Annotated in this window: 18 protein-coding genes; 5 read left to right on the forward strand and 13 right to left on the reverse strand. The window is 63.5% G+C overall.

Annotation, left to right across the window (positions count from 1 at the left end):
- Positions 1–19 precede the first annotated feature (19 nt).
- Positions 20–1,468, reverse strand: a complete 1,449-nt coding sequence (locus tag AC6H1L_RS07360; protein ID WP_497600879.1) for an NADP-dependent isocitrate dehydrogenase — start codon at positions 1,466–1,468, stop codon at positions 20–22.
- A 185-nt stretch (positions 1,469–1,653) separates the two neighbouring features.
- Between AC6H1L_RS07360 and lhgD the strand changes: the two genes are divergently transcribed.
- Positions 1,654–2,904: an L-2-hydroxyglutarate dehydrogenase gene (gene lhgD, locus AC6H1L_RS07365; RefSeq protein ID WP_497600880.1), complete on the forward strand. Its 1,251-nt coding sequence runs from the start codon at positions 1,654–1,656 to the stop codon at positions 2,902–2,904.
- 25 nt (positions 2,905–2,929) lie between these two features.
- On the opposite strand, the gene AC6H1L_RS07370 is transcribed toward lhgD, so the two are convergent.
- Entirely contained in the window at positions 2,930–6,520 is a 3,591-nt protein-coding gene (locus tag AC6H1L_RS07370) for a TIR domain-containing protein (RefSeq protein ID WP_497600881.1), read from the reverse strand.
- A gap of 462 nt (positions 6,521–6,982) precedes the next feature.
- Here AC6H1L_RS07370 and ilvD point away from each other — a divergent pair, with 462 nt between their 5' ends.
- Complete coding sequence (ilvD, locus tag AC6H1L_RS07375) at positions 6,983–8,683, forward strand: dihydroxy-acid dehydratase (RefSeq protein ID WP_497600882.1); 1,701 nt, start codon at positions 6,983–6,985, stop codon at positions 8,681–8,683.
- 101 nt (positions 8,684–8,784) lie between these two features.
- On the opposite strand, the gene AC6H1L_RS07380 is transcribed toward ilvD, so the two are convergent.
- The 4 genes from AC6H1L_RS07380 to AC6H1L_RS07395 all read right to left on the reverse strand — a co-directional run bounded on the left by AC6H1L_RS07380 (position 8,785) and on the right by AC6H1L_RS07395 (position 11,401).
- Positions 8,785–9,378 carry a nucleotidyl transferase AbiEii/AbiGii toxin family protein gene (locus tag AC6H1L_RS07380; RefSeq protein ID WP_497600883.1) on the reverse strand — a complete coding sequence of 198 codons (594 nt, stop codon included), beginning with the start codon at positions 9,376–9,378 and terminating at the stop codon, positions 8,785–8,787.
- Positions 9,379–9,396: 18 nt separating this feature from the next.
- The gene (locus tag AC6H1L_RS07385; protein WP_497600884.1) at positions 9,397–10,239 is read right to left on the reverse strand and encodes a hypothetical protein; all 843 of its coding nucleotides are present in this window, start codon (positions 10,237–10,239) and stop codon (positions 9,397–9,399) included.
- A 271-nt stretch (positions 10,240–10,510) separates the two neighbouring features.
- Complete coding sequence (locus tag AC6H1L_RS07390) at positions 10,511–10,747, reverse strand: helix-turn-helix domain-containing protein (RefSeq protein ID WP_497600885.1); 237 nt, start codon at positions 10,745–10,747, stop codon at positions 10,511–10,513.
- Between the two features lie 429 nt (positions 10,748–11,176).
- Positions 11,177–11,401 carry a helix-turn-helix domain-containing protein gene (locus tag AC6H1L_RS07395; RefSeq protein ID WP_497600886.1) on the reverse strand — a complete coding sequence of 75 codons (225 nt, stop codon included), beginning with the start codon at positions 11,399–11,401 and terminating at the stop codon, positions 11,177–11,179.
- A 239-nt stretch (positions 11,402–11,640) separates the two neighbouring features.
- On the opposite strand from AC6H1L_RS07395, the gene AC6H1L_RS07400 reads away from it, so the two are divergent.
- Complete coding sequence (locus tag AC6H1L_RS07400; RefSeq protein ID WP_497600887.1) at positions 11,641–12,369, forward strand: hypothetical protein; 729 nt, start codon at positions 11,641–11,643, stop codon at positions 12,367–12,369.
- Positions 12,370–12,423: 54 nt separating this feature from the next.
- A complete protein-coding gene (locus AC6H1L_RS07405) occupies positions 12,424–12,657 on the forward strand; it encodes a hypothetical protein (protein ID WP_497600888.1) in 234 nt (77 codons plus the stop codon).
- Positions 12,658–12,991: 334 nt separating this feature from the next.
- Here the strand turns inward: AC6H1L_RS07405 and AC6H1L_RS07410 are convergent, their stop codons facing one another.
- Positions 12,992–13,708, reverse strand: coding sequence for a hypothetical protein (locus tag AC6H1L_RS07410; protein WP_497600889.1), 717 nt, complete (start codon positions 13,706–13,708; stop codon positions 12,992–12,994).
- Between the two features lie 579 nt (positions 13,709–14,287).
- Between AC6H1L_RS07410 and AC6H1L_RS07415 the strand changes: the two genes are divergently transcribed.
- Positions 14,288–14,815, forward strand: coding sequence for a hypothetical protein (locus AC6H1L_RS07415; RefSeq protein WP_497600890.1), 528 nt, complete (start codon positions 14,288–14,290; stop codon positions 14,813–14,815).
- A gap of 126 nt (positions 14,816–14,941) precedes the next feature.
- Here AC6H1L_RS07415 and AC6H1L_RS07420 read toward each other — a convergent pair whose 3' ends face one another.
- The 6 genes from AC6H1L_RS07420 to leuD all read right to left on the reverse strand — a co-directional run bounded on the left by AC6H1L_RS07420 (position 14,942) and on the right by leuD (position 21,849).
- On the reverse strand, positions 14,942–16,318 hold the full coding sequence (locus AC6H1L_RS07420; protein ID WP_497600891.1) for a dihydrolipoyl dehydrogenase family protein: 1,377 nt from the start codon (positions 16,316–16,318) through the stop codon (positions 14,942–14,944).
- Positions 16,319–16,707: 389 nt separating this feature from the next.
- Positions 16,708–17,049 carry a hypothetical protein gene (locus AC6H1L_RS07425; protein WP_497600892.1) on the reverse strand — a complete coding sequence of 114 codons (342 nt, stop codon included), beginning with the start codon at positions 17,047–17,049 and terminating at the stop codon, positions 16,708–16,710.
- A 134-nt stretch (positions 17,050–17,183) separates the two neighbouring features.
- Entirely contained in the window at positions 17,184–18,533 is a 1,350-nt protein-coding gene (locus AC6H1L_RS07430; RefSeq protein ID WP_497600893.1) for a dihydrolipoamide acetyltransferase family protein, read from the reverse strand.
- A 211-nt stretch (positions 18,534–18,744) separates the two neighbouring features.
- A complete protein-coding gene (locus tag AC6H1L_RS07435) occupies positions 18,745–19,710 on the reverse strand; it encodes an alpha-ketoacid dehydrogenase subunit beta (protein ID WP_497601522.1) in 966 nt (321 codons plus the stop codon).
- Between the two features lie 42 nt (positions 19,711–19,752).
- Positions 19,753–20,850, reverse strand: coding sequence for a pyruvate dehydrogenase (acetyl-transferring) E1 component subunit alpha (gene pdhA, locus AC6H1L_RS07440; RefSeq protein WP_497600894.1), 1,098 nt, complete (start codon positions 20,848–20,850; stop codon positions 19,753–19,755).
- Between the two features lie 378 nt (positions 20,851–21,228).
- Entirely contained in the window at positions 21,229–21,849 is a 621-nt protein-coding gene (leuD, locus tag AC6H1L_RS07445; protein ID WP_297159955.1) for a 3-isopropylmalate dehydratase small subunit, read from the reverse strand.
- Positions 21,850–21,972 lie beyond the last annotated feature (123 nt).

The raw sequence follows: 21,972 nt of genomic DNA on the forward strand, positions 1-21,972 counted from the left end.
CAGTCAGTCAGTCGGCTAGCTACTCGCCCGAGGCGGTCGAGAAGGCCGGGCGCCCGTCGAAGGTATAGAGATGCTCTGTCTGAATGAAGTCAAAGCCGGCCTCCGCCAGGCGATGCAGTAGAGCAATGATCTGCTGCGGACGCAGCGCCTGCCCGTTGCTGGCCAGGAAGCGACAGCGCCAATGATCGGTACAGAAGGTCTCTGGCAGACCATTGGGCCAGACCTTGGCCCCGCGGTTGGTAATCATCGTCAGTTGCAGCCCGTCGCCCTCCAGCCGCTTGATGGCCTCGCCTAGCTGATCCGGGCCGCCATCGCGCCACTCCAGGAAGACATCTACTCCTACCAGCTCCTTCTTTTCCAGCGGCTCCTGATTGACCCGCTGAACGTTGGCCAGCTTCGGCGCCGCCGTGTAGTTGACCGGCTTGAGCGTCTGCGGCATCTGCCCCAGGCGCTCAATAATGGCCTGCGCGAACTCTTTCGTGCCTACCTTCTTCTTGCTGACCTTCTCGCTGTAGATATCGTAGGTGTGAATGCCGTCCTCCAGGGTGCGCAGCCAGGCATTGTGCACGCGCGTCGCGACCTCCGGCTGCCCGATATGCACGAGCATCAGCACCGCGCCCAGCAGCAGCCCCGAGGGATTGGCCACGTTCTGACCGGCACGTCGCGGCGCCGATCCGTGAATGGCCTCAAACATGGCACACTGGTCACCAATGTTGGCCGAGCCGGCCATCCCCACCGAACCAGCAATTTGAGCCGCTACATCCGAGAGAATGTCACCGTACAGGTTGGGCAGTACCACTACATCAAAGGCTTCGGGCGTATCCGCCAGCTTGGCCGAGCCAATGTCAACAATCCAGGTCTCGTTCTGAATGTCTGGATACTCGGCGGCCACCTTCTCAAAGATCTTGTGGAAGAGGCCATCGGTCTGCTTCATGATGTTGTCTTTGACGAAGCAGGTGACTTTCTTGCGGTTGTAGGCCCGCGCATATTCAAAGGCGTAGCGAATGATCTTCTCGCTGCCCGGTCGGCTGATGAGCTTGAGGCTCTGCACCATGTCATGTGTCTGGCGGTACTCGATGCCGGTGTAGAGGTCCTCCTCATTCTCGCGGATGATGACGACATCCATCCCCGGATATTTGGTGTCGACAAAGGGGTAATAGGCAACACAGGGGCGGACATTGGCGTACAGGCCGAACATCGTGCGAATGGTGACGTTCAGGCTTTTGTAGCCCCCTCCTTGCGGCGTGGTAATGGGCGCTTTGAGAAAGACTTTGGTGCGGCGCAGAGACTCCCAGGCGCTCGGTTCGATGCCCGAGGGCACGCCGCGCAAGTAGACTTTCTCTCCTACTTCGATCTCTTCAATGTCGATCCGCGCCCCAGCGGCCTTGATCACTTCCAGGGTGGCCGCCATGATCTCCGGGCCAATGCCATCCCCATACGCAACGGTAATGGGCGTATTCTGTGACATGGATCTTTGTACCTCTGTTGCGTCTCTAGTGGTGACTCGCGTTCTCTGGCTAACGAACCAGTGGGTTCTCTTGGAGATTGCCACTTAAGTATAGCACACGACTAGCTCAACAGGAGCAGTTTCTCCCCCGACCCGGTCCCACGGTTGGGAATAAAGCGGCCGGCTTCGCTGTTTTGGTTAGACAAATGCAGCGCTACGATTTGATTATTGTCGGTGCCGGCCTGGTGGGGCTGGCTACGGCGCGCGAGTACCTGCGACGCCGCCCGGGCCTGCGCCTGCTCGTGGTGGAGAAGGAGCCGCGCATCGCCGCTCATCAGTCAGGCCATAATAGCGGCGTGCTGCATACCGGTATCTATTATGCCCCTGGCTCGCTGAAGGCCCGCGCCTGCGTGGCCGGCCAGCGGGCTATGTTGGCTTTTTGTCGCGAGCACGGCATTCCGTTTCAGCTCTGCGGTAAGGTGATCGTGGCGCTGACGGAGGAGGAGCTGCCACGCCTGCAGGCCCTCTACGAGCGCGGTCAGCGCAATGGCGTCCAGGGCCTGGAGCTGATTGGCCCTGAGCGCCTGCGCGAGATCGAGCCAGCCGCCGCGGGGCTGCGGGCCATTTATTCGCCTAATACGGGGATCGTCGATTTCACGCGCGTGGCCGCTGCCCTGGCTGAGGAGATCACCGCTCACGGGGCTGAGCTGCGCCTGCGCAGCCAGGTGGTGGGCCTCGTGCCGCGGGCCGATGAAGTGGTGGTTCAGATCCGTTGTCCTGGTGCTCCTTCTAAAGCGTCAGGCCAGTCTGGCAGCCAGGAGGAAGAGCTGCGGGCGCGCGCTGTGATTACCTGCGCCGGCCTCTATTCCGATCATCTGGCGCGCCTGACCGGCGACGACGGCGGCCTGCGTATTGTGCCTTTCCGCGGCGATTACTATGTCCTGCGCCCCGAGCGGCGCCATCTGGTGCGCGGCCTGATCTATCCTGTTCCCGATCCGCGGTTTCCTTTCCTGGGGGTCCATCTGACGCTGCGGCCCAATGGTGAGGTCTGGGTGGGACCAAACGCCGTGCTGGCTCTGGCGCGCGAAGGCTATGGCCGCTGGCAGCTTCATCCGCGCGAGCTGTGGGAGACGCTGAGCTATGGTGGCTTCTGGCGCCTGGCCCGCCGCTACTGGCGCCTGGGTCTGGCCGAATTCTATCGCGACTACGTGAAGCGCGCCTATGTGCGCCAGGTCCAGCGCTATGTGCCCACGCTTAGAGAGGAGGACTTGCTGCCGGGGCCGAGTGGGGTGCGGGCCCAGGCCCTGGCTCCCGATGGTAGCCTGGTCGACGACTTTGTCTTTCGCCGCGGGCAGCGCGTGCTGCATGTGCAGAACGCCCCTTCGCCGGCGGCTACTTCTTCACTGGTGATCGCTCAGATGATCGTCGATGAGGCCGAGGCGCAGTTTGCCCTCTAGCTCGGCCTCGGCTCGCGCTCTTGTACTAATGCGGTTGGTACGATCCGTCTGGTCCGGGCGTTGGCCGCTCGGGGGGTTCGGGAAAGTTGAGGGCCGGCAGCGGCTTTTGACCTTGTACGAAGTTCTCAACCCATTCGCAGGCTCTGAGAAGGCCCGTGGCCAGCTTTGGTGTGAGCGGCAGCAGGCCGCTGATGAGGGCGAAATGTTTGCGCGCTTCGTTGATGGCGCGTGCTTCGCGCCAGGCCCGTTGGAGCTGGCGCAGGTGCTCCGCGAGTTGTCCCTGTGGCTCTGGAGCTGGCAGGCTCTGGGCCTTTTTTTCTGCCTCGGACAGGGGCTGATTGCCGTTCCAGAGGCTCGGCATGCTCAGCCCAGACGCGGCCAGGCCGGCCGCGGTGCCGCTGCTTTGCTCGCTCTGGGCGAAGAGCGGCCTTATTCCCCGGCCTTCTCCAGTTAATAGCCGCGACCGGAGCCATTGTTTGGCCTCTTGCCAGCGACGCAGTTTGCTCAGCGCTCCTTCCTTTGGGCGCTGCTGCGGGGACCGCTCCCGTAGAGACTTACAGGCCTCTTGCCAGAGGCGATCTTGCTCGACAGGCGAGCGCCTGCTATCAATGACAGCCTGGAGTTCTTCCCAGGCGCCAACGGCCGCCAGCGTTTTGACCAGCTCGCTCAGAATCGGCCAGCGCCAGCTTTCCGCCAGTAGCTCGATGTCTGGCTGGATACGCTGCCAGATCTGGTAAGCTCGCAAGCGCTCGCCGCTTTCCAGGGCGATGAGTGCTAGCTCAATGGAGATCAGTAGATGCTGCCGACTCCATATCAGACGGCTCTCTATCTGCGCCACTTTTTCCCAGTTCCCCGCACGCGCCCAGGCCAGCATCAGCTTGCTCCAGAGCTGGCGGTTGTTGTTCTGTAGTATTTGCTGCTCTAGCCTGTCAAGAATGGCCCTGGCCTTCTCTGCCAGTCCGGTCCCGCCGAGCTGCAGCAAGCGTTCCACCAGCTCTAGCCAGACTTCGATCTTGCGCTCGGGGCTTTTGACCGCCCGGAGCTCCCGGCGCATCGCTTCCCACTCCTGTCCGGCTTGCTCCTGGCGGTCCTGCGCTGCGTACAGGCAGCCCAGGGCCAGGTGATGGCGGGCCCGCTGGAGAGCATCTTGCACGTGGCGCAGAGCCTCCTCTGCTCGCTGGGGCTGGCCAAGCCGCCAGAACAGGAGCGCGCAGCGGCTCCAAAGGGCGTCGGTCTCGGCCAGATGAGCGGCGCTTAGGAGGAGCTGGCAGGCCTCGTCAAGGATCTCCTGCGCCGCTTCGGTCTCTCCTGCTGTCAGCCAGCTCTCGGCCAGGCTCAGGCGCACTGCTGTGCGCTGGAAAGCGTCGGCGATCTGGTCTGCGACCTGGCTGGCGCGCCGTTGGTCGCCAGCGTTGAGGGCAATCAGCGCCAGTTTGGCAGAGAGGCTATCTTTGAGGTCCTGGTTTTCAAGTGCAGCGATCTCGTCCTCGGCTGCACTGTAGGTCTGGAGCCACTCGTTGCGCCTCGCTCCCTCCTGTTGCGCTAGCTGGCAGGTGACTGACAGGAGGGCTTCAATTCGCCAGCGTGGCTCGGTGACGAGCGCGGCTAGCTCGCGGGCTTTGGTGGTATCGCCCAGGGCCACGAGCAGGCGAAAGGCTTCCGGCGGGTAGCCGTTCGCTTTGCTCGCCAGCAGACAGCGCAGGAGGGTGTAGGCCCATAGACGCGGGAGCTGGGCCAGCGCTTCCGTTGGAGACCAGCCCTCCCAGCCGGCGGCGCGGCGCCCTAGGTCGAGATCCAGCACTAAGGCTCTCCCTCCTGTGTCGATCTGCAGTTTCTGCCGGCTGTAGTGCCCGAGATCGAGGAGGCTAAAGAGTCGTGACCACTGGGAGAGGCCGCCCAGGTAAAGGTGACGGATGAGGTGGCGCTGCGCATACTGGCGCCGCCCTTGCTCTCGCGGCTCGTAACTGTCCTGCCAGATCACGGCGGGGTCTTCGCCCGCGCACCAGTCTGCCAGGCGGCTATGCCAGACGGCTACTTCATCGGGCGCGAGGAGGGCGCCGGGCTTCCCCTGGTCAGGCTGACTCTCCCCCTGGAGATACTCGCGTAGCTTGAGATGATAGAGTTCGTAGCGCTCCTGTCCGTCGCGGGTGAGCAGGCCTCCGAGGCGCTCCAGGCCCACTTGACAGCGCTCGTGCGTTAGCCCCAGGATGGAGCGCAGTTGTCCTTCGTTGAGTGGCTCTTGAGCGACTACCAGGACGGCGAGCAAGGGGTAGAGGAGCTTCTCCCAGAGGGCCGGGTCGTGCTTGAGCCGCTCCAGCGCTGACCCGAAGAGGTCTGCGGGGTTGTTCTCGATGCGCCGAAGCACTTCCTCGACGAGGGCCGGCGAGATCGGTTCCCCCCGCTGGGCCAGCTCGTTGGTCAGTAGGCTGAGATAGAGGGCATGGCCTTGCAGGATGCGGTAAGAGCGCGCGATCTGGTCCGTAGGGAGTTGCACCTGTTGCCGCTTGAGCAGGGCGCCAAAGTCGCTCTGGCTGAGGTGCGGAAGCTGGTATTCAGATAATCGCCGGCCTCTCTTGAGGTGGTGCAGTGTATCGTCGGGCCGGAGGCCAATGACAAAGACGATGCCCTGTGGCAGTCTCTCGGGGAGCCAGCTCAGATCACGCTCTCCGTTCGGACCGGCTGCGAGCTGGTCGAGTCCATCGATGTAGATGACTTCGCGAAGGCCTTTCCGCGCTAGCTCAGCCAGGATGCTCCGCAGGGCAAGCCGCAGCTCATCGCGTCCAACGGTGGCGTAGCTGATGGGGAGCTGATGCTTGTCTACCAGGCTGGCCAGGATATGGCGCAGCAGGTCGATCTGTCCGTCCGGGCCGGGCTGCCCGGGGAGAAAGTAGGCAATGACCTTCTGGCCGCGCTGCTCTTCTTCGACGATGAGCCGCGCGATGAGACTGCTTTTGCCTTCGCCGGCTGGCGCGGTGACGGCCAGATAGCCGCCCTGCTCCTGTTCTTGGAGGGCTGCGATGTGTTGGCGCACGGCGTTTAGCTCTTGTTCGCGCCCTACGAAATGGCTCAGGCGCTGTTGCGCTACCACATGCCAGTCGATGATGAGGGGGCGCAGGCGCTCGCGCTCCTGGGGCGTGAGGGCCGGCTGCTCACTGGGGATGGCTCCCAGTTCTTCGAGGACTGTCGCTAGTTGTGCCTCTACTTCTTTCAGGCCGGCGTCGCTGTTTTTCCAGCTTTTGAGCGGTTTGGCTGGCACCAGTTGCAGCGACTTGATGGTTTCGCTCAGGTAGGCCTCGCGGGCATTGATGGGAACAAGGCGCGCACGCCCTTGTTGCTGCTTCTTCAGCGCCTCCTCGGCTTCGCGCAGGCAGCTCTTTTCTTTAAGAAAATCAGGGCTGATGATGAGTATTATCAGGCGCGCGCGCTCAAAGCAGTCTCGCCGATAGCTCTCCCGCTCCTGGCCCGGGGGAATGGCGTGCGCATCATAGCAGGTGATCTGGTAGCGAGTCTGAAGCCGCTCCAGACAGTCATAGATTCTGTTACGCCAGAGCTGATCTTGAGTTGATCCCGACCAGGAAAGGAAGACTGGTAGTGCTGCGACGCCGGTTGTTGTCATTGGGGTGCGCTCCTGCTGACTGACAGGTGATTCAGGTGCAGGGATATAATAGCATGCTTCGGCTCTATTGTCATGTCAAGGATCTGATCGCCCGGTAGGTCATTAGAGTCATCTATGGACGTCTGGGCGGCCTATGCGGTCTGACGCCTATGGGCACGGTCTGGCACCTGTAGTCATGGGGCATGCTCCAGAGCGCTTGTTGCCAGGCTCTGAAAGTTCAGGCACTTTGGCGCTAGCGATGAGGGCTGAGGTCGGGCTATGGCCGACCGCTCAGTCAGGGTGGCTGTCTTCAGACGCGGCGTCAGCGAGTAGGGCGAGGACGGGCGCTTTGGCGGGGCAGCCGCGCTTGTCGTCAGTCCGCGCCAGCGCTCCTGTGCGGCTGCGCTCTGGGACGTGTTCTTGCGTTGAGCGTTGGGCGTATTAGGAGTATAATACAGGCAGTACTCTAAGGGAGGCTGTTCTATGGCTTTTGATCCCCGGCACCGCAGTCGAGTCTTGATCGATGGGCGCGAGCGGGCCGCGGCTCGCGCCATGCTGAAGGCTATCGGTTTCCGCGATGAGGATTTGCAGCGGCCCTTGATCGGCGTGGCCAATACCTGGATCGAGACGATGCCCTGCAATTTCCATCTGCGCCGCCTGGCCGAGCGGGTCAAAGCAGGTATCCGCGCCGCCGGTGGGACACCGATGGAGTTCAATACGATCGCGGTCAGCGATGGTATTTCGATGGGCACCGAGGGCATGAAAGCGTCGCTGGTGAGCCGCGAGGTGATCGCCGATTCGATCGAGTTGGTCAGCCACGGCCAGATGTTTGATGCGGTGATCGCGCTGGCGGCTTGCGATAAGACCCTGCCCGGGACGGCGATGGCGCTGATCCGCTTGAATGTGCCAGGCCTGGTGCTCTACGGCGGTTCGATCGCTCCCGGTAAGTTCCGCGGCCAGGATGTGACGATTCTGGATGTCTTCGAGGCCATCGGGGCAACCGCCGCCGGACGGATGAGTGAGGCGGATCTGCATGAGCTGGAGAATGTGGCCTGTCCCGGACCCGGGGCCTGCGGCGGCCAGTATACGGCCAATACGATGGCGATGGCTCTGGAGTTTTTGGGGTTGTCGCCACTGGGGACGGCCAGCGTGGGAGCCACCGATCCGCGCAAGGATGAGGTGGCCGAGCGCTGCGGGCGTCTGGTGGTGGATATGCTCTATCGCGGTCTGACGCCGCGCGATATTTTGACGCGTAAGTCGTTTGAGAATGCTATCGCCGGCGTGGCGGCTTCGGGCGGGTCGACGAATGCTGTGCTGCATTTGTTGGCCCTGGCTCGTGAGGCCGGTATTCCGCTGACGATCGATGATTTCGATGAGATTAGCCGCCGGACACCGCTGATCGCTAGCTTGAAGCCGGGCGGGCGCTATGTGGCGCTGGATCTGGACCGCGCCGGCGGGACGCCTCTGCTGGCCAGGCGTTTGATCGAGGCGGGCTTGATGCACGGCGATCAGTTGACGCCCACTGGCCGGACGATCGGTGAGGAGGCGGCCCAGGCTCAGGAGACCCCGGGTCAGGATGTGGTGCGCACGGTGGAGAATCCGATTAAGCCGAATGGCGGCCTGGTGATTCTGAAGGGAAATCTGGCGCCAGAGGGCTGCGTGGTGAAGATCGCCGGTCACGAGCGCCTCTATCATCGCGGGCCGGCTCGCGTCTTTGATCGGGAAGAGGATGCTATGCAGGCGGTGATCGGGCGCCAGATTCAGCCGGGCGATGTGGTGGTGATCCGCTACGAGGGGCCGCGCGGCGGTCCGGGGATGCGCGAGATGTTGGGGGTGACGAGCGCGATTGTGGGCGAGGGCCTGGGGGAGACGGTGGCCCTGCTGACGGATGGCCGCTTTAGTGGGGCGACACGCGGGTTGATGGTCGGCCATATCGCTCCCGAGGCGGCGGTCGGTGGCCCGCTGGCGGCTTTGCGCGATGGCGATACGGTGGTGATCGATATTGAGAAGCGCTCGGTGAGTGTGGAGCTGTCGGATGAGGAGCTGACTGCCCGCCTGGCCGGCTGGCAGCCACCAGCTCCACGCTATACGAGCGGGGTCTTTGCCAAGTACGCGGCGCTGGTTTCGTCAGCTTCGGAGGGGGCCATTACGCGCCCGCCTCAGCCGCGTTCTGCGGCCTCCTGAGTGGGGGCCAGGCTCAGCCCGTCTGGAGAGATTGCAGGCCGGCGAGTCGGGGGCTTTACCCCCGGCTCGCTCTTTTTTTGTCGCAGGAAGGCTCGCCCAACCTACTGGAGGCCGGCCTCCTGCAAGGCTTGCTCTAGCAGGTCTCTCACCTGGAGGGCGATGGCCTGGGCTCGCAGATAGGCCAGGTCGAGCTGAGACCCCTGCATCCGTAAGATTGCGAGAATATCATTCCACTGCCTGGCGGAACTACGCCCTCCCAGGACATACCACTCTAGCTTTTGCAGGACGATGACCTCGGGCGGGGCAATAGGGAAAAGACGCTTTCCCCCACTCTCCAGGGGCCGATAGCGAGCCAGGGCGAAGGCATCGCGGTCGAGAGCACGATGCTGAGGGAAGAAGATGTCAACTTTGATGTATGTTTTGAGCGATATAATGCTGAAACTTCTTCTATAGCGAAATGACTGCCGAAAAGCATCTTCATCAATATAGTAGAAAGGGGTGACCTTCTTGACAAGGGCTTTGATCTGCTGGGGATCGAGCAACTCAATGGTTACGTCGATGTCGGCTGTCTGACGCGGCTCGCCATAGAGCGAGCTGGCGACCGAGCCGCCTATCACATAGCGGATAGCGAGCGCTTCCAGGGCTTCGGCCAGCGGCAATAAGGTCTCTTCGAGAGGAGGAGGGGAAGAAGACACCTTTGGCTCCTTTCTTCTTCAGAAATCCAGGCCAGTACGCGCAAGAGCCTCCTCTAGCAGGGGCAGGCAGTGCAGGTCTCTGGCCAGCGCCCGCAGTCGCTCCAGGTCCAGGGTCGCGATTTGCTGCATTTTCAGAATGCCCAGGAAATCATACCAGCGCTCATCACTGGTCGCTCGCAGCTCGCCCCGCCAGGCCAGCAGGTAGAGAAGGAGGGCTTCAGGGGAGGGCACGGGGAGCGGTGGGGCCTCTTCGAGCAGGGGCGCTACACGGCGGCTGTCAAGCAGGCACTGCAGAAGGGCGGCGTTGTTGCCGCTGTCGGCGGGCCAGAGCCAGACGGGCAGCAGGCTCTGCAGTTCGATCAGGCGCAGACCCGGCTCAGCCCCAGCCGTCTCATCAAGCCAGAAACGCTCAGGCAGCCGCTGCTGCCAGGCCGCGCGCTCCGGCAGGCGCTCGACGGCCAGTGAGATTTCGCCCAGGGCACGGGGGACGCCATAGAAGGGGATGGCCAGCGAGAGGGGAACCGCAGTAATCTGCAGCGCTTCCAGGGCGGAGAGGAGCGGCCAGAGCACCTCTTGCAGCGGCGGGAAGCTCCCCAGCTCAGCATCTGGCAGCCGGCGACGACGCTCCTCGCTCAGGCGCTCAAGCGCGTCCCCGTAACGAAAGCGCACACGGCTCAGGGCCGCCTCATGGGCATCGATCTCAGGGTGCTGGGTCAAGGCGTTCAGGCGTCCGATGTTGATCGCTGAGCCGGTCCAGTTCCAGGCCATCGCTACCCGTCGGGCCGGCGGCAGGGCGCGCAGCATGCCCAGCCAGACCCTTTCCGTTTCCAGCGGTGTATCTGCAGAGAGAAGCGCCTCCATCTGTTCGCTTCCTTTCCTGGCGATGCTCTTCCAGCTCCCGGTTTTCTCCCAATTCCCTCGGGCGCTGCTCGCAATTACCCGGCAGGCCGCTTCGGCCTTCCGGCTCTACGATAGCATCTGGCTCCATCCCCGTCAAGCCGCTGCAAGCCTCCCTCCCAGCGGGCCTTTTTCAAACCTGTGAACTGGTTTTCGGGCACAGGAAGACCCTCTAGCCCCCTGGCAAGCGCTGCCAGTAGCGCCACCCGGGAGAGCGAGGCCGCCCGGAAAGCTGTCAGGACCCGTCTGCCTCTGGCTCCTTTTCCAACGGCGGGTCCAGTTCGATCAGCTCAGCCAGCTCAACACGCAACGCCCGCGCCAGCTTCTCCAGCGTCGCTAAGGTAATATTTGCATAAGGATCTCTGTAAAGGCGCTGGATCATATGGACATCCATATCAGCCAAGCGCGACAGGCGTGATTGCCCTATTCCCTTGCTCTGGGCAACCTCTCGAAGCTTGATGCGTATCGGCATGGCGCAAGCATAGCATATCTCTATTACATCAGTGGAGTCTCCATGAGAACCACCCTCTTTAAATGAGGCTGTATATTAATACCCTCTATTGACATACCCTTCTTAAAAGACTATACTATGCATAGTCAGTATAGCCCTTGCCCCCAAGGAAGGCGGGCGAGCCGCAGGCTGGTACAGCCTGAGAAGACGCTCAATAGGATGTTTTGTTCTCAGGATAAGAGAAGGAGCACGATAGTGCTCCTAGCAGGAAGCGTACGGCATTGAGCTGAGAGAGGAGTGAGGAGGAAATCAAGCACACCACCCGCAGCAGAGAGGGGGCCCCCAAGGGCAGCAGGCCAGGGCAGCACGATGGCCAAGGACCTGGATGGGAACACAATCATAAAAGGGCAAAGATGGCCAGTCTATCTGCCAGCCTGAAAGGGGTGTGGGTCAGGACGCCTCATCTTCAGGATCAGGCAGCCATTCGTAGAGGTCATCTACGCGCACTTTCAGCGTGCGTGCGACCTTGTCCAGTGTGACGTAGGTCGGGCGGTAAGTTGTAGGCTCCCTGATCATTTTCCGGACCAACAATTCGGGTATCTTAGCTTCTCTCGCTAACCACGATTGGCTCCGCCCCCTCTCCCGCAGGAGTTCAGCGATACGCAAACGATACATCACTAGCTCCTGTCCAAGTGTATCCCTACTATAACGCTTTTTCGGATCAATCGGTAGCCAACATGGTTTCGGTATTGAATTTGTGATATATCTATCGTATACTTATTACCGTAATCTATTTCGGATAGAGATAGCGGATGGTCAGAGCTTGTGAGCGCGTGAGCTTCACGAGCGAGTTGGCATAGTAGCGCCCCTGATTGTATCTGTCCCAGGCGGGCAGTTCCTGGAGGAGGAAGCCTATGTTGTTGAGTCGGCGAACCATCTGTCAATCGCTGCCCTTTTTCGCCGTGGCCTGCAGCAGCGCAGACGATCCCACCCTGGTCCTGCGGGCCCTCAGCGAGCCGGAGCTATCGGCGCGGCTACTGATGCGCAGCGCCGTCGTTCCTGAGCGTGCGGGTCGCTATCTTGAAGCCCTGAACCTTGTCCAGAGCGCCCTGGCGCTTGTCCGCGGGCGTCCGTATGAAGAAGTCTGCCACGCCTACCGCGCCGTGCTTCTGGGGGAATACGCCCGCGAAAAGGGCGATCCCGGCGCCCTCAACGAGGCCATCCAGGAAGCCCGCCGCCTGCGTGGTCGCATTCTCCACGATGGCGACATCATGCAGCTTCACTATCAGCTCGCCTGCCTGGAGGGCCGAGAGGGAGCCGCATCCGCCCTCGTGCGCCTCTCGCTCGACGTCTGGCAGCAGCCCGGCCAGATGCTCACCGACGGTACATGGCACTGGGCCCGCGGCGGCTTCATCGTCAAGAGCCTCGAAACGCTCATTCTCAGCCAGCACCTGCGCGAGGCCGACCGGCTCACTCAGGAATTCCTTCCGATCGAAAACAAGACCTTCTACGTCTACCGCGCCCTTGAATGGGAGTGGGCAGCCATCAAGACCAAGCTCTACGGCACGCCGGACGAGCAACGCGCCTTTCGCCGGCGCGCCTGTCAGGCCGGCTACGTCCGTCAAGCTGTCATTACCCTTTGAGCAGCCGCCGCGCGCGGCAGCACGCGACGCGAGAAGAGAGGAGGCCACACCATCATGTTCATTCAATCACTGGTCGGCCAGCGCGTCCGCTACTATCTGCCCGGCCTGCGACCAGGCATCTGGTCGGGCAGGGTTCTGGCCGCCGACGAAAAGACGGCCCGCTTGCGCATCACCCTTGAAGAGCCGGGCTACGAGGTCGAAATACCGCTCCACGCCCTGCGCAGCATCTACGATCCCGAGCGCCAGATCTGGAAAGACCTTCCCTTTCCAGAGCGGAAGACCGGATGAGCGGGCATACTGCTTACTGGCGGCTCCTCTATCCCGGACCTGGTCCCTGGAAAGGAGGAGCGCCCGGCATGTCCCATTTCGACTAATCAGGTTAGCAGGCAAGCAATCAAGCAAGCAAGCAGACCACTTCCACATCTAGCGTGTCCTGCTTCATTTGCTCTAACCTTCTTCTGCCTGCGGCTCTTGAGGCCCGCAGCGACCAGCGGCAGGAGGAGCCGGCGCCTGCCCAGTGGCGAGCGCCGTGCGCGCCCACCCTCCGCCGCTGGTCTTTTTGCTGCAGTGCGGGCCCCAGCCCCAAGAGCCAGGCGGCCCCGCGTCTGGCGCCCGCCTTACGCTACTTCGCCAGATCGCGCGGATCGAACTCGCGCACGCTCTTCCGTCTCAGCGACGGCCACGGATCGCTTAGCTGGCGTCCCAGCAAGCGATAGGCCCGCTCTGTAGAGATCTGCTCTTCGCCCGGCCTACGACCCTGCCGCAGCAGCAGCAGATCCAGCACCAGCGGCCCCAGCAAGGCCCAGGCCAGAAAGGCAAAGCCGACCAGCAGCAGCCCCGTCGCCAGCGGCCAATGATCATCGTAGAAGCCCTGGGGATAGGCGCGGTAGTCTGGCGTCGTAAACGTATAGGGCTGGCCGGTGTCGGTCACCAGCGAAAAGGCCACCACGCGGTAGCCGCTGCCCGTCAGCCGCTCGCCACTCTCTAGATTCAGCTCTACCGGCTGCTGCGCATCGCTCTCATAGATCAGAGAAAGCAGCCTGGGCCGCGTATCTACAAAGACCCCGCCGGGATAGGGCGAAAAATCGGCGTCCTTGATCACGTAGAACTGCCGGCCATGATTGATCTGCACATAATCGTAGCCGTCGTCAGAGGAATAATCTTGAAACCACGTAATCGGGGGGGCGCTCTGAAAGTGGACCTGATGCGAGGTCAGCCCCCAGAGCAAACCACCGACCAGTAAGCCCGCCGCCGCCAGCAGATTGCCCACGCGCGTCGAGAGCAGGAACCAGAGCAGGCGCAGCAACGCCAGCATGAGATTGACCAGACCGGCTATCATGCTGAAACCTCCTTATTGCAGACAGCAGTCAACGCCACGAGCTAACCGCGTCGCTGGCCGGGGGACCGACCCGGGAACTGGCCCGGGCAGCTTCACCGCGCGAGGACCACGCGTGAGCCGGAGGGCAGGCGTCCACTGGCGACCGCGCTGGTCACCGTCGCCGCTCAACAGCGCGCCAGGCAGCGCGAGCGGCGCCCCGTCCCGGCAAGGCCACGCAGAGAAAGCAGAACCATCAAAAGCAGAAAAGAATCACCAGCGGTCACGTACACAAGAAAAGAAACACCTTGCCACACTCAAGTGACTCCAACGTTAACAACGAAGCAAGCAGTATACTTTCTTCGTCACCCCCCTTTTGTCTATGGTCTTGCAAATTTCCATAAAAGGATACATAACTAGAAGTGAGGCATAACTTCTGCGGCGCGCCTTAGAGACAGGAACGGCTCAGATTAAGACCATAATAGCGGCACATCCAGGAATCCTGGCCGAGAAGTCTTCTACCCGCAAGACGTACCTTATCACAGGAGAGACAAGCGAACAGAGATCATCGTCTTTCTCTTTTAAACCCAGGCGGGGGGCAGTATGCAACACCCATCAGTACATTGTGAGCCGACGCTGAGTGAACGCCTGCCATTGACGATCGGCCTCCTGGGAGGGGCAATCACCGCAGCGGGTCAGCTCTTACTCCTCTTTGCCCTCTTCTTCGACCAACTCGGGCTAGCGTGGGCGCCGGAGGTGCGGCTACTCATACTGCTCTGCCTCTGGCTTGGCCTACCCAGCAGTCTGGCACTGCTGCTGGCGAGCCTCATCGCGCGCTGCACCGGGGTGCGCGACGATGGCTACACCGTCGGGGGAACAACCGGCTGTACCGCCGCCCTGCTGACCACTATCGGCACCGGCGTCTGGCTGGTGATTACCATCGTTTCCATGCTGCCCGCGACGCGGTCACCGCTCATCGACCAAAGCGCAGGCACCTCCATCCCTGGCAGCCAACTCCTTGACCTCTACATCATCCTGATCTTCATCAATCTGCTCTCGTTCCTGCTTGCCCTGATCAGCGGCATCATCGGCGGCCACCTCGGGTCGATGCACGCCGCCTCGTCGCGCTAGGGAGCGCTTGCTCTGCCTGCCGTCGCTGCCAGGCAGGAAGGGAGGTAGCTCAGCGGGCGACCAGCCTGCAGGCTGGTTAGCTGGCTGGCGAGAGGTTGAGCGCAGGTACACCCGGGACCTGCCCCCTCAGCCTCTCGCGGCCCGGCCCAGCACATGGATGGCCAGCCCAAGCGCCCCCTCGGCGCTCTCCAGCAGGCCCTCAGCCAGCCCGGGATGTGCATAGAGCAGCTCAGCCAGATCGGTTAGCGTCGCTCCCATCTCGATCGCCAGCACCCCCGTTGTGATCAGCTCGCCGGCGCGCGGTCCCACGATCGTCATGCCAAGAAGGCTCTCATCTGCGGCATTGGCCACCACCAGGACCATCCCCGCCTCACCGCCCAGCATCAGGGCGCGCCCATTCGCCCCCAGCGGAAAGCGGCCCGTCTTGACGCGGTAGCCGGCGCGCTCCGCCTCCTGCGCCGTATAGCCCACGCTGGCCAGCTCGGGCGAGGTCAGCACCACGCGCGGCAGCGCCAGCGGCGCAAATTGCACACGGCGCCCACAGAGCGCCTCAGCCGCCACCTTGCCCTGTTTGATGGCGGCACTGGCCAGGGGTGGCGCCCCTGTAGCCGCGCAATCGCCCGCGGCATAGATGCGGGCGGCACTGCTCTGCAACGACGGCGAGACCCGCACAGCTCCGCGCGCATTGCAGCTTACACCCGCCATCTCTAGCTGCAACCCCGCCGTCCGCGGGCGCAGGCCGCCGCAGACCACCAGCGGGCGCCCCTCCACCCGCTCGGGCGGCAGATTGCTGCTGATCTCGACCCCGAGCTGACGCAGCCCGGCCTGCACCAGGCGCAGAGCCGTCGCCTCCACGCCTGGCAGCATCTCATCGCCCGGCAGGCAGAGCTGCACACGCACCCCCAGGCGCGCAAAGAGCGTCGCCAGCTCCAGGGCCACATAATCAGCGCCGGCCACCGCCAGCGTCTCCGGCAGCTCCTCCAGGCTCAGGGCCTGCTCCGGCGTCAGCACCTCCCGCCCATCGTAGTCCAGGCCCGGCAGCGGCTCGGCCTCGGCCCCTACAGCGATCAGGCAGTGCTCAAACTTCAAGCGCTCGCCCTGTTCGCTCTCGACGCGTACCTCTTCGGGACTGAGAAACCAGGCGCGCCCGGCCACATAGTGCACGCGATTGCCGGCCAACAGGCGCCGTACGCCCTCGGCCAGGCGCGCCACAATGCTCGCCTTCCAGGCCTGCATGCGGCTCCAATCGAAGCTGACCCCCGTCAGCCTGATCCCCAGGGGTTCCAAGGCCTCACCGCGTAGCCCGGCGTAGCGCTCGCTGGCGGTCAGCAACGCCTTCAGCGGAATACAGCCGCGATGGAGACAGGTTCCTCCGGGCGGTACCGGATCAACCAGCGTTACCTGTCGCCCCAACTGCGCGGCCCGAATGGCGGCCACATAGCCCGCCGGTCCTCCGCCAAGGACCAGCACATCGACCGCCGTGGTCACATCGCCTACGACCATGATAGACGTTCCTTCCCTCTCTCTCGCTAGAGCTTGCCTTGCCTGCCGTCTCGTCTGGTGACCCTGGCGCCTGGCGCGCGCCCGCTCCCGTGCTCGTGCTCTCCCAGGCCCGGCGAGCCGCGCGGCCAGCCCAGCGTGAAAGGACCCGCAGGCGCTCCCTGCCATGCCAGGCCACTCTTTCTCTTGCCTTCCGCAATCGCGGGCGACCCAGACCCACTTAGAGCAGATCGCTGCCGCGGCGCTCCTGCGCTGTCCCGGGCGAGCGCGCTGCGGCCATCTCCTCGCTCGCCGCCGCGCTCGCCCGGCTGACACGGGGGGGGGGAGAGGACAAAGCTATCTCTCAGCCTTCCTGTCAGGGCAGCCGCAGCGCCGCCCTCTGCCGCGGGCACTCAACCCGAGCGCTCCTCGGCCAGCACCTCATCAATCAGGCGCCAGCCATATTCGGTCAGCGTATGCCGCCCATGCTCGACGCGGCGAAAGACATCCTTGAAGCGGGGACCCACCTTCAAGGGATGGTTCAGATTGTCCACCCGACGCGGGCGCGCCGTCCCATACTTGATTTTCGAGACGCCATCTGAGCGCATCATCTGAAAGATGCCGGTATAGCTGCGCTCCCAGGTCGGGCGATCAACTCCAAGCTGGCGGCGAATGTCTTCGCGGCTAAAGATCTCCTTGCCCTCTTGCTTCACCAGAACGGCGACAGCCTTGATAATCTCTTCGGCAGTTGCCACGGTCGGCCTCCTTCCGACACGTTGCCGCAGGAGGGCCGGACAACACAGCGCTTTCCCCGTTGGGAGCGGGCGGGCCGGGCCGTCCCTCCTGCCAGCACCAAGAATCACGTTCTCAGCTTCCGCGCTGCGATCGGTCAGATCGTATCAAGCAGCAATTGCTGCGGGTTCTCAACCAGCTCCTTGAACCGTGCCAGAAAAGCGCCCGCCTGGGCCCCATCGATGAGGCGATGGTCAAAGGAGAGCGCCAAAGGCAGCACGGGACGGGCCACCAGCGAGCCATTGCGTACGACGGCCTTCTCTTGGAGCCGGCCTACGGCCAGAATGGCCGCCTCGGGATAATTGATGATGGGGGTACCAGAGCTACCGCCGAAGCTCCCCACGTTATTGAGCGTGAAGGTGCTGCCCGTCAGCTCATGCAGGCCCAATGTACGCCGCCGCCCTCCCTCGATCAGACGCTCCAGCTCGCTGGCGATCTGCGCCAGGCTAAGCCGCTCGGCATGGCGCAATACGGGTACAAGCAGCCCTTCGGGCGAGGCGGTAGCAATACCAATGTGGTAGACGCGCTTATAGACAATCTCCCGCCGCTCCTCGTCGAGGCTGGCGTTGAAAATGGGGAACTCCTTGAGGACAGGGATGAGCAGCTTGACCAGAATGGGCAAGTAGGTCAGGCGCAGCCCGCGCCGCTCGGCCACGGGTAGGAGAGCCTCGCGCAGGGCCACCAGAGCAGCGCCGTCGGCCTCATCGAAGGCCGTGGCATGGGGAATTGTGCGCCAGGAGCGTTCCATACGCTCGGCGATGCGCCGCCGCAGCCCCGTCAGGGCCTGGCGCTCTTCTTCCGCCGCGGGTGCCGTTGGCGCTGGCCCCACCGACGGCGAGCCGACGGCGGTCGCCTCAGTGCCTGTGCCTGCAGCCGCCGAGACAGTCGCGCTCGCAGCGGTCGAGGCAGCCGCGACAGAGGCCGCCCGCTGGCGCTCGGCAAAGGCGCGCACATCGGCCACGGTCACCCGCCCGTCCGGCGTCGACGGGGGAACCTGCTCCAGATCGACCCCCAGCTCAAAGGCCAGCTTGCGCACCGCTGGGGCCGCCAGGACCCGGCGCCGTCCCCCACCGGCCAGCGCTGCGGCGCTGCCGCTGCCGGCCTGCGGCGCCGACGCGGCTGTCGCCGGGGGTTGCCTCTCCACCTGCGCCCTGCTCTCGGACGCGCTCACAGCCTCGGGCGGGCGCGTCCCTGCCGTCGGCGCAGTGGCGGCCTCCTCCTCGAAGATCACCAGCACCTCACCCTTACGCGCGACCGTCCCCTCACCGACGCGAATCTCCGCCACGCGGCCCGTTACCGGCGACGTGATCTCCGTCACCGCCTTATCGGTCTCCACCTCTGCGATCGCCTGATAGGCTGTCACGCGATCGCCCACGCGCACCAGCCAGCGGCGAATCTCCGCCTCCTCCATACCCTCGCCCAGATCGGGCAATCTGAACTCAACCATAGCAAACCTCTTCCGCCACGGGCCGGGTCCTGCCGCAGAGGCAAAGACCCCCACGCGGAGCGGTCAGCCTTGTCATCCGCTCCAGCATTGCAGCCCAGCCCGCGATCTTCGTCTGTCTGTTATCCTGCTCTGCTCTGCGTCTACTAGGAGTGAGCTAGCCAGGCCGCCCTACCAACCAATCAACCGGCCTCCGCTCGCGCTTCAGTTCAGCTCAGGGTTCCATCACCTGGCGCAGCGCCGCCAGCACCTTTGCCGGCGTTGGCAAATAATAGTCCTCCACGCCGGGCACCGGATAGGGCGTATCGTAGCCCGTTACGCGCGCCACCGGCTTCAGCAGCGAATAGAGGCAGCGCTCATTGATCACCGCTGTCACCTCGGCCCCGATGCCGCCGGCGCGCGGTGCCTCATGCACCACCACAGCCCGCCCCGTCTTCTCAACCGATGAAACAATCGCCTCCTCGTCCAGCGGCCAGACCGTGCGCAGATCGATCACCTCCACGCTGATCCCCATCTCCTGCTGAGCCTGGCGCGCGGCCTCCAGGGCCACCGGCACCATCGCCCCATAGGCGAAGACGCTCACATCCTCGCCCGCCTGCACCGTTCTGGCCTTTCCCAACGGCACCGTATAATACTCTTCTGGCGTCTCCTGACGGAAGGAACGATACAGCTTAATATTCTCCAGAAAGAGCACGGGATCGGGATCGGCCACAGCAGCCGCCAGCAGCCCCTTGGCATCGTAGGGATTCGAAGGAATCACCACCTTGAGGCCCGGCGTCTGCAAAAAGACCCCCTCCAGGCTATCCGAATGCAGCTCGGGCGTGCGCACACCACCGCCATAGGGCGAGCGCACCACCAGCGGGCAGCTAAAGGCGCCCCCGCTGCGGAAGCGCATGCGCGCCGCCTGCGTCACGAGCTGGCTCATACAGAGGAAGAGGAAGCCAGCAAACTGGATCTCAGCGATCGGGCGCAGGCCATAGACCGCCATACCGATCGACGTGCCGATAATGGCCGACTCCGCCAGCGGCGTATCGAAAACGCGCCGCTCGCCAAAGCGGCGCTGGAGCTGATCGGTCACGCGGAAGACCCCGCCATTGAGGCCGATATCCTGGCCCAGCAAGACCACGCGTTCATCGCGCTCCAGCTCCAGGGCCAGAGCATTATTGAGCGCTTCAATCATCGTCATTGGACGCCCAGCCATTACACTCACCTCCCCTGCTCGCTAATGGCGCTCGCCCGACCGAGGCTGCGTGGAAGACGGACCCACGAAGCGCAGCAGCTCGGCGCGCTGGGCCTGCAGGCGCGGCGGCAGCGTTGCGCTCACATAGTCAAAGAAGCTATCGGGGGCCATTGGCGGCATCGCCTCGGCCTCGCGCACCGCCGCATCGATTTCCGCCAGCACAGAGGCCCCGATCTCCTCATCCTGCTCCTCGCTGAGCAGATCGCGCCGCCGCAAGAACTTCTGCAAACGAGCAATGGGGTCTCTGGCACGCCAGGCCTCGACCTCGGCGGGATCGCGGTAACGGCTGGCATCGTCGGCGGTCGTATGCGAGCCAATGCGATAGGTCAGCAGCTCGATCAGGGTTGGCCCGTCCCCGGCGCGCGCCCGCTCCACTGCCTGGCGCACCGTCTCATAGACCGCCAGGATATCGTTGCCATCGACCAGCGCCGAGGGCACCCCGAAGCCAATGCCGCGGGCGGCCAGCGTCGGCGCCGCCGACTGACGATGGCGCGGCACACTGATAGCCCAGCCATTGTTTTGGACAATGATCACCGCCGGCGCGCGAAAGACCCCAGCAAAATTGAGCGCCTCATTAAAGTCCCCCTCGGAGGTCGCCCCATCGCCGCACACGCCGACCGCCACCACCGGATCGCCGGCAATCTTGGCCGCCATCGCCAGGCCAACCGCATGAGGGATCTGCGTCCCGATCACGATCTGATAGGGGAGACAGCGCGTCTCTGCGGGCCAGTTCGGGGGAGTATAGCCACGGAAGGAATAGACGAGGGTACTGAGAGGCACGCCCTTCACGATCAGCGAGGCAATCTCACGGTACGAGGTCGCCAGCCAGTCCTGCGGCTGCAGGGGCGCGGCCAGCCCCACGGTAGCCGCCTCCTGGCCGGTGAGAGAGCCGAAGGTCGTGGCCCGTCCCTGGCGCTGCATGGCAATGATGCGGTCCGAGAAGGCCCGCGCCAGGCGCATCATCCGATAGAAATAGAGCAGGCGCTCCGGCGAGAGAGCGGGCATCTCTCCCACCAGGTTGCCTTCTGGATCAAGGATCTGAAAAGGGACCAGACCGGGATCAATCTGGTGAATCGCCACTTTGCGCTCCTTTTCTTCTATATTCGCCCCGCGCATAGACGGACGCAAGCCCGGCGCGCCGGCAGGCCAGCCCCTGGAGGCTGTCCGCTGCCGCGGCACCGGTCCCGCGTCCGCGGCGGAGTGACCGGTCTGCTAACGTCCTTGCTTGCTCGCTTACTCTCGGGCTGGCTGGCTGGGCGCCGCTCTGCTCGCCAGAGGTCTCCTCTCCTGTTCGAGCCAGTCCAGCCATGTCCTCCGGCGCCGAGACGGAGGCGGACGGCGCTGCGCTCTCCTCTCTCGCCCGCTCGCTCAGCCGCTGACTCACCAGCCACTATCTCAACGCATCGGCCAGCCAGTCAGCTCAGCCAGCCAGCACAACCCGAGCCGGCGACCCCCTTGTCACCGGATGCTGAAGACCCAGGGAGCTTCTTGCCGCCGACGCTCCTCGTAGGCCTGGATCTCATCGAGATGCGAGAGCGTCCAGCCGATATTGTCGAGACCCTGCAGCATCGCCTGCTTGCGGAAGGGGTCGATCGGGAACTGGAAGACGCGCCCGTCGGGTGTCGTCACCGTCTGGGCCTCTAGATCGACTTCCAGCTCATAGCCCTCGGTCGCCTCGACCTCCTTGAACAGCTCCAGGACCGTTGGCTCTGGGAGCGTCACCGGCAGAATGCCATTGTTGAAACAGTTATTGTAGAAGATATCGGCGAAGCTCGGAGCGATCACGCAGCGGAAACCGTACTCACGGATCGCCCAGGGGGCATGCTCGCGCGAGGAGCCACAGCCGAAGTTATCTCCGGCCAGCAGGATCGTCGCCCCCTGATAGCGAGGCTGATTCAGCACAAAGTCGGGGTTCGGCGTCTTATCATCGCCCAAATAGCGCCAGTTGGCAAACAGCGCCTGAGCGAAGCCGGTGCGACTAATCGTCTTGAGGAAACGCGCCGGCGTAATCTCATCCGTGTTGACATTGGTGCGGTTCAGCGGGGCAACCAGCCCCTTCAGGCGCGTAAAGGGTTCCATACGCTCGCTCTGCCTCCTTAGAGGTGTTCTCTCTGTCTGCCTGCTCTCCTCCCCTGCAGCTCTGACCCGTCCTGTCGTCGTTTGCAGGGGAGGAACGGAACGAACGGACCAGAGCCTGCCCGG

Source organism: Thermogemmatispora argillosa, from assembly GCF_059696725.1.

Coding starts and splice junctions, on each gene's coding strand:
- AC6H1L_RS07360 (WP_497600879.1), bottom strand. CDS start 1,468: ATGTCACAGAATACGCCCATTACCGTTGCGTATGGGGATGGCATTGGC.
- lhgD (WP_497600880.1), top strand. CDS start 1,654: ATGCAGCGCTACGATTTGATTATTGTCGGTGCCGGCCTGGTGGGGCTG.
- AC6H1L_RS07370 (WP_497600881.1), bottom strand. CDS start 6,520: ATGACAACAACCGGCGTCGCAGCACTACCAGTCTTCCTTTCCTGGTCG.
- ilvD (WP_497600882.1), top strand. CDS start 6,983: ATGGCTTTTGATCCCCGGCACCGCAGTCGAGTCTTGATCGATGGGCGC.
- AC6H1L_RS07385 (WP_497600884.1), bottom strand. CDS start 10,239: ATGGAGGCGCTTCTCTCTGCAGATACACCGCTGGAAACGGAAAGGGTC.
- AC6H1L_RS07390 (WP_497600885.1), bottom strand. CDS start 10,747: ATGCCGATACGCATCAAGCTTCGAGAGGTTGCCCAGAGCAAGGGAATA.
- AC6H1L_RS07395 (WP_497600886.1), bottom strand. CDS start 11,401: ATGTATCGTTTGCGTATCGCTGAACTCCTGCGGGAGAGGGGGCGGAGC.
- AC6H1L_RS07400 (WP_497600887.1), top strand. CDS start 11,641: ATGTTGTTGAGTCGGCGAACCATCTGTCAATCGCTGCCCTTTTTCGCC.
- AC6H1L_RS07405 (WP_497600888.1), top strand. CDS start 12,424: ATGTTCATTCAATCACTGGTCGGCCAGCGCGTCCGCTACTATCTGCCC.
- AC6H1L_RS07410 (WP_497600889.1), bottom strand. CDS start 13,708: ATGATAGCCGGTCTGGTCAATCTCATGCTGGCGTTGCTGCGCCTGCTC.
- AC6H1L_RS07415 (WP_497600890.1), top strand. CDS start 14,288: ATGCAACACCCATCAGTACATTGTGAGCCGACGCTGAGTGAACGCCTG.
- AC6H1L_RS07420 (WP_497600891.1), bottom strand. CDS start 16,318: ATGGTCGTAGGCGATGTGACCACGGCGGTCGATGTGCTGGTCCTTGGC.
- AC6H1L_RS07430 (WP_497600893.1), bottom strand. CDS start 18,533: ATGGTTGAGTTCAGATTGCCCGATCTGGGCGAGGGTATGGAGGAGGCG.
- AC6H1L_RS07435 (WP_497601522.1), bottom strand. CDS start 19,710: ATGATTGAAGCGCTCAATAATGCTCTGGCCCTGGAGCTGGAGCGCGAT.
- leuD (WP_297159955.1), bottom strand. CDS start 21,849: ATGGAACCCTTTACGCGCCTGAAGGGGCTGGTTGCCCCGCTGAACCGC.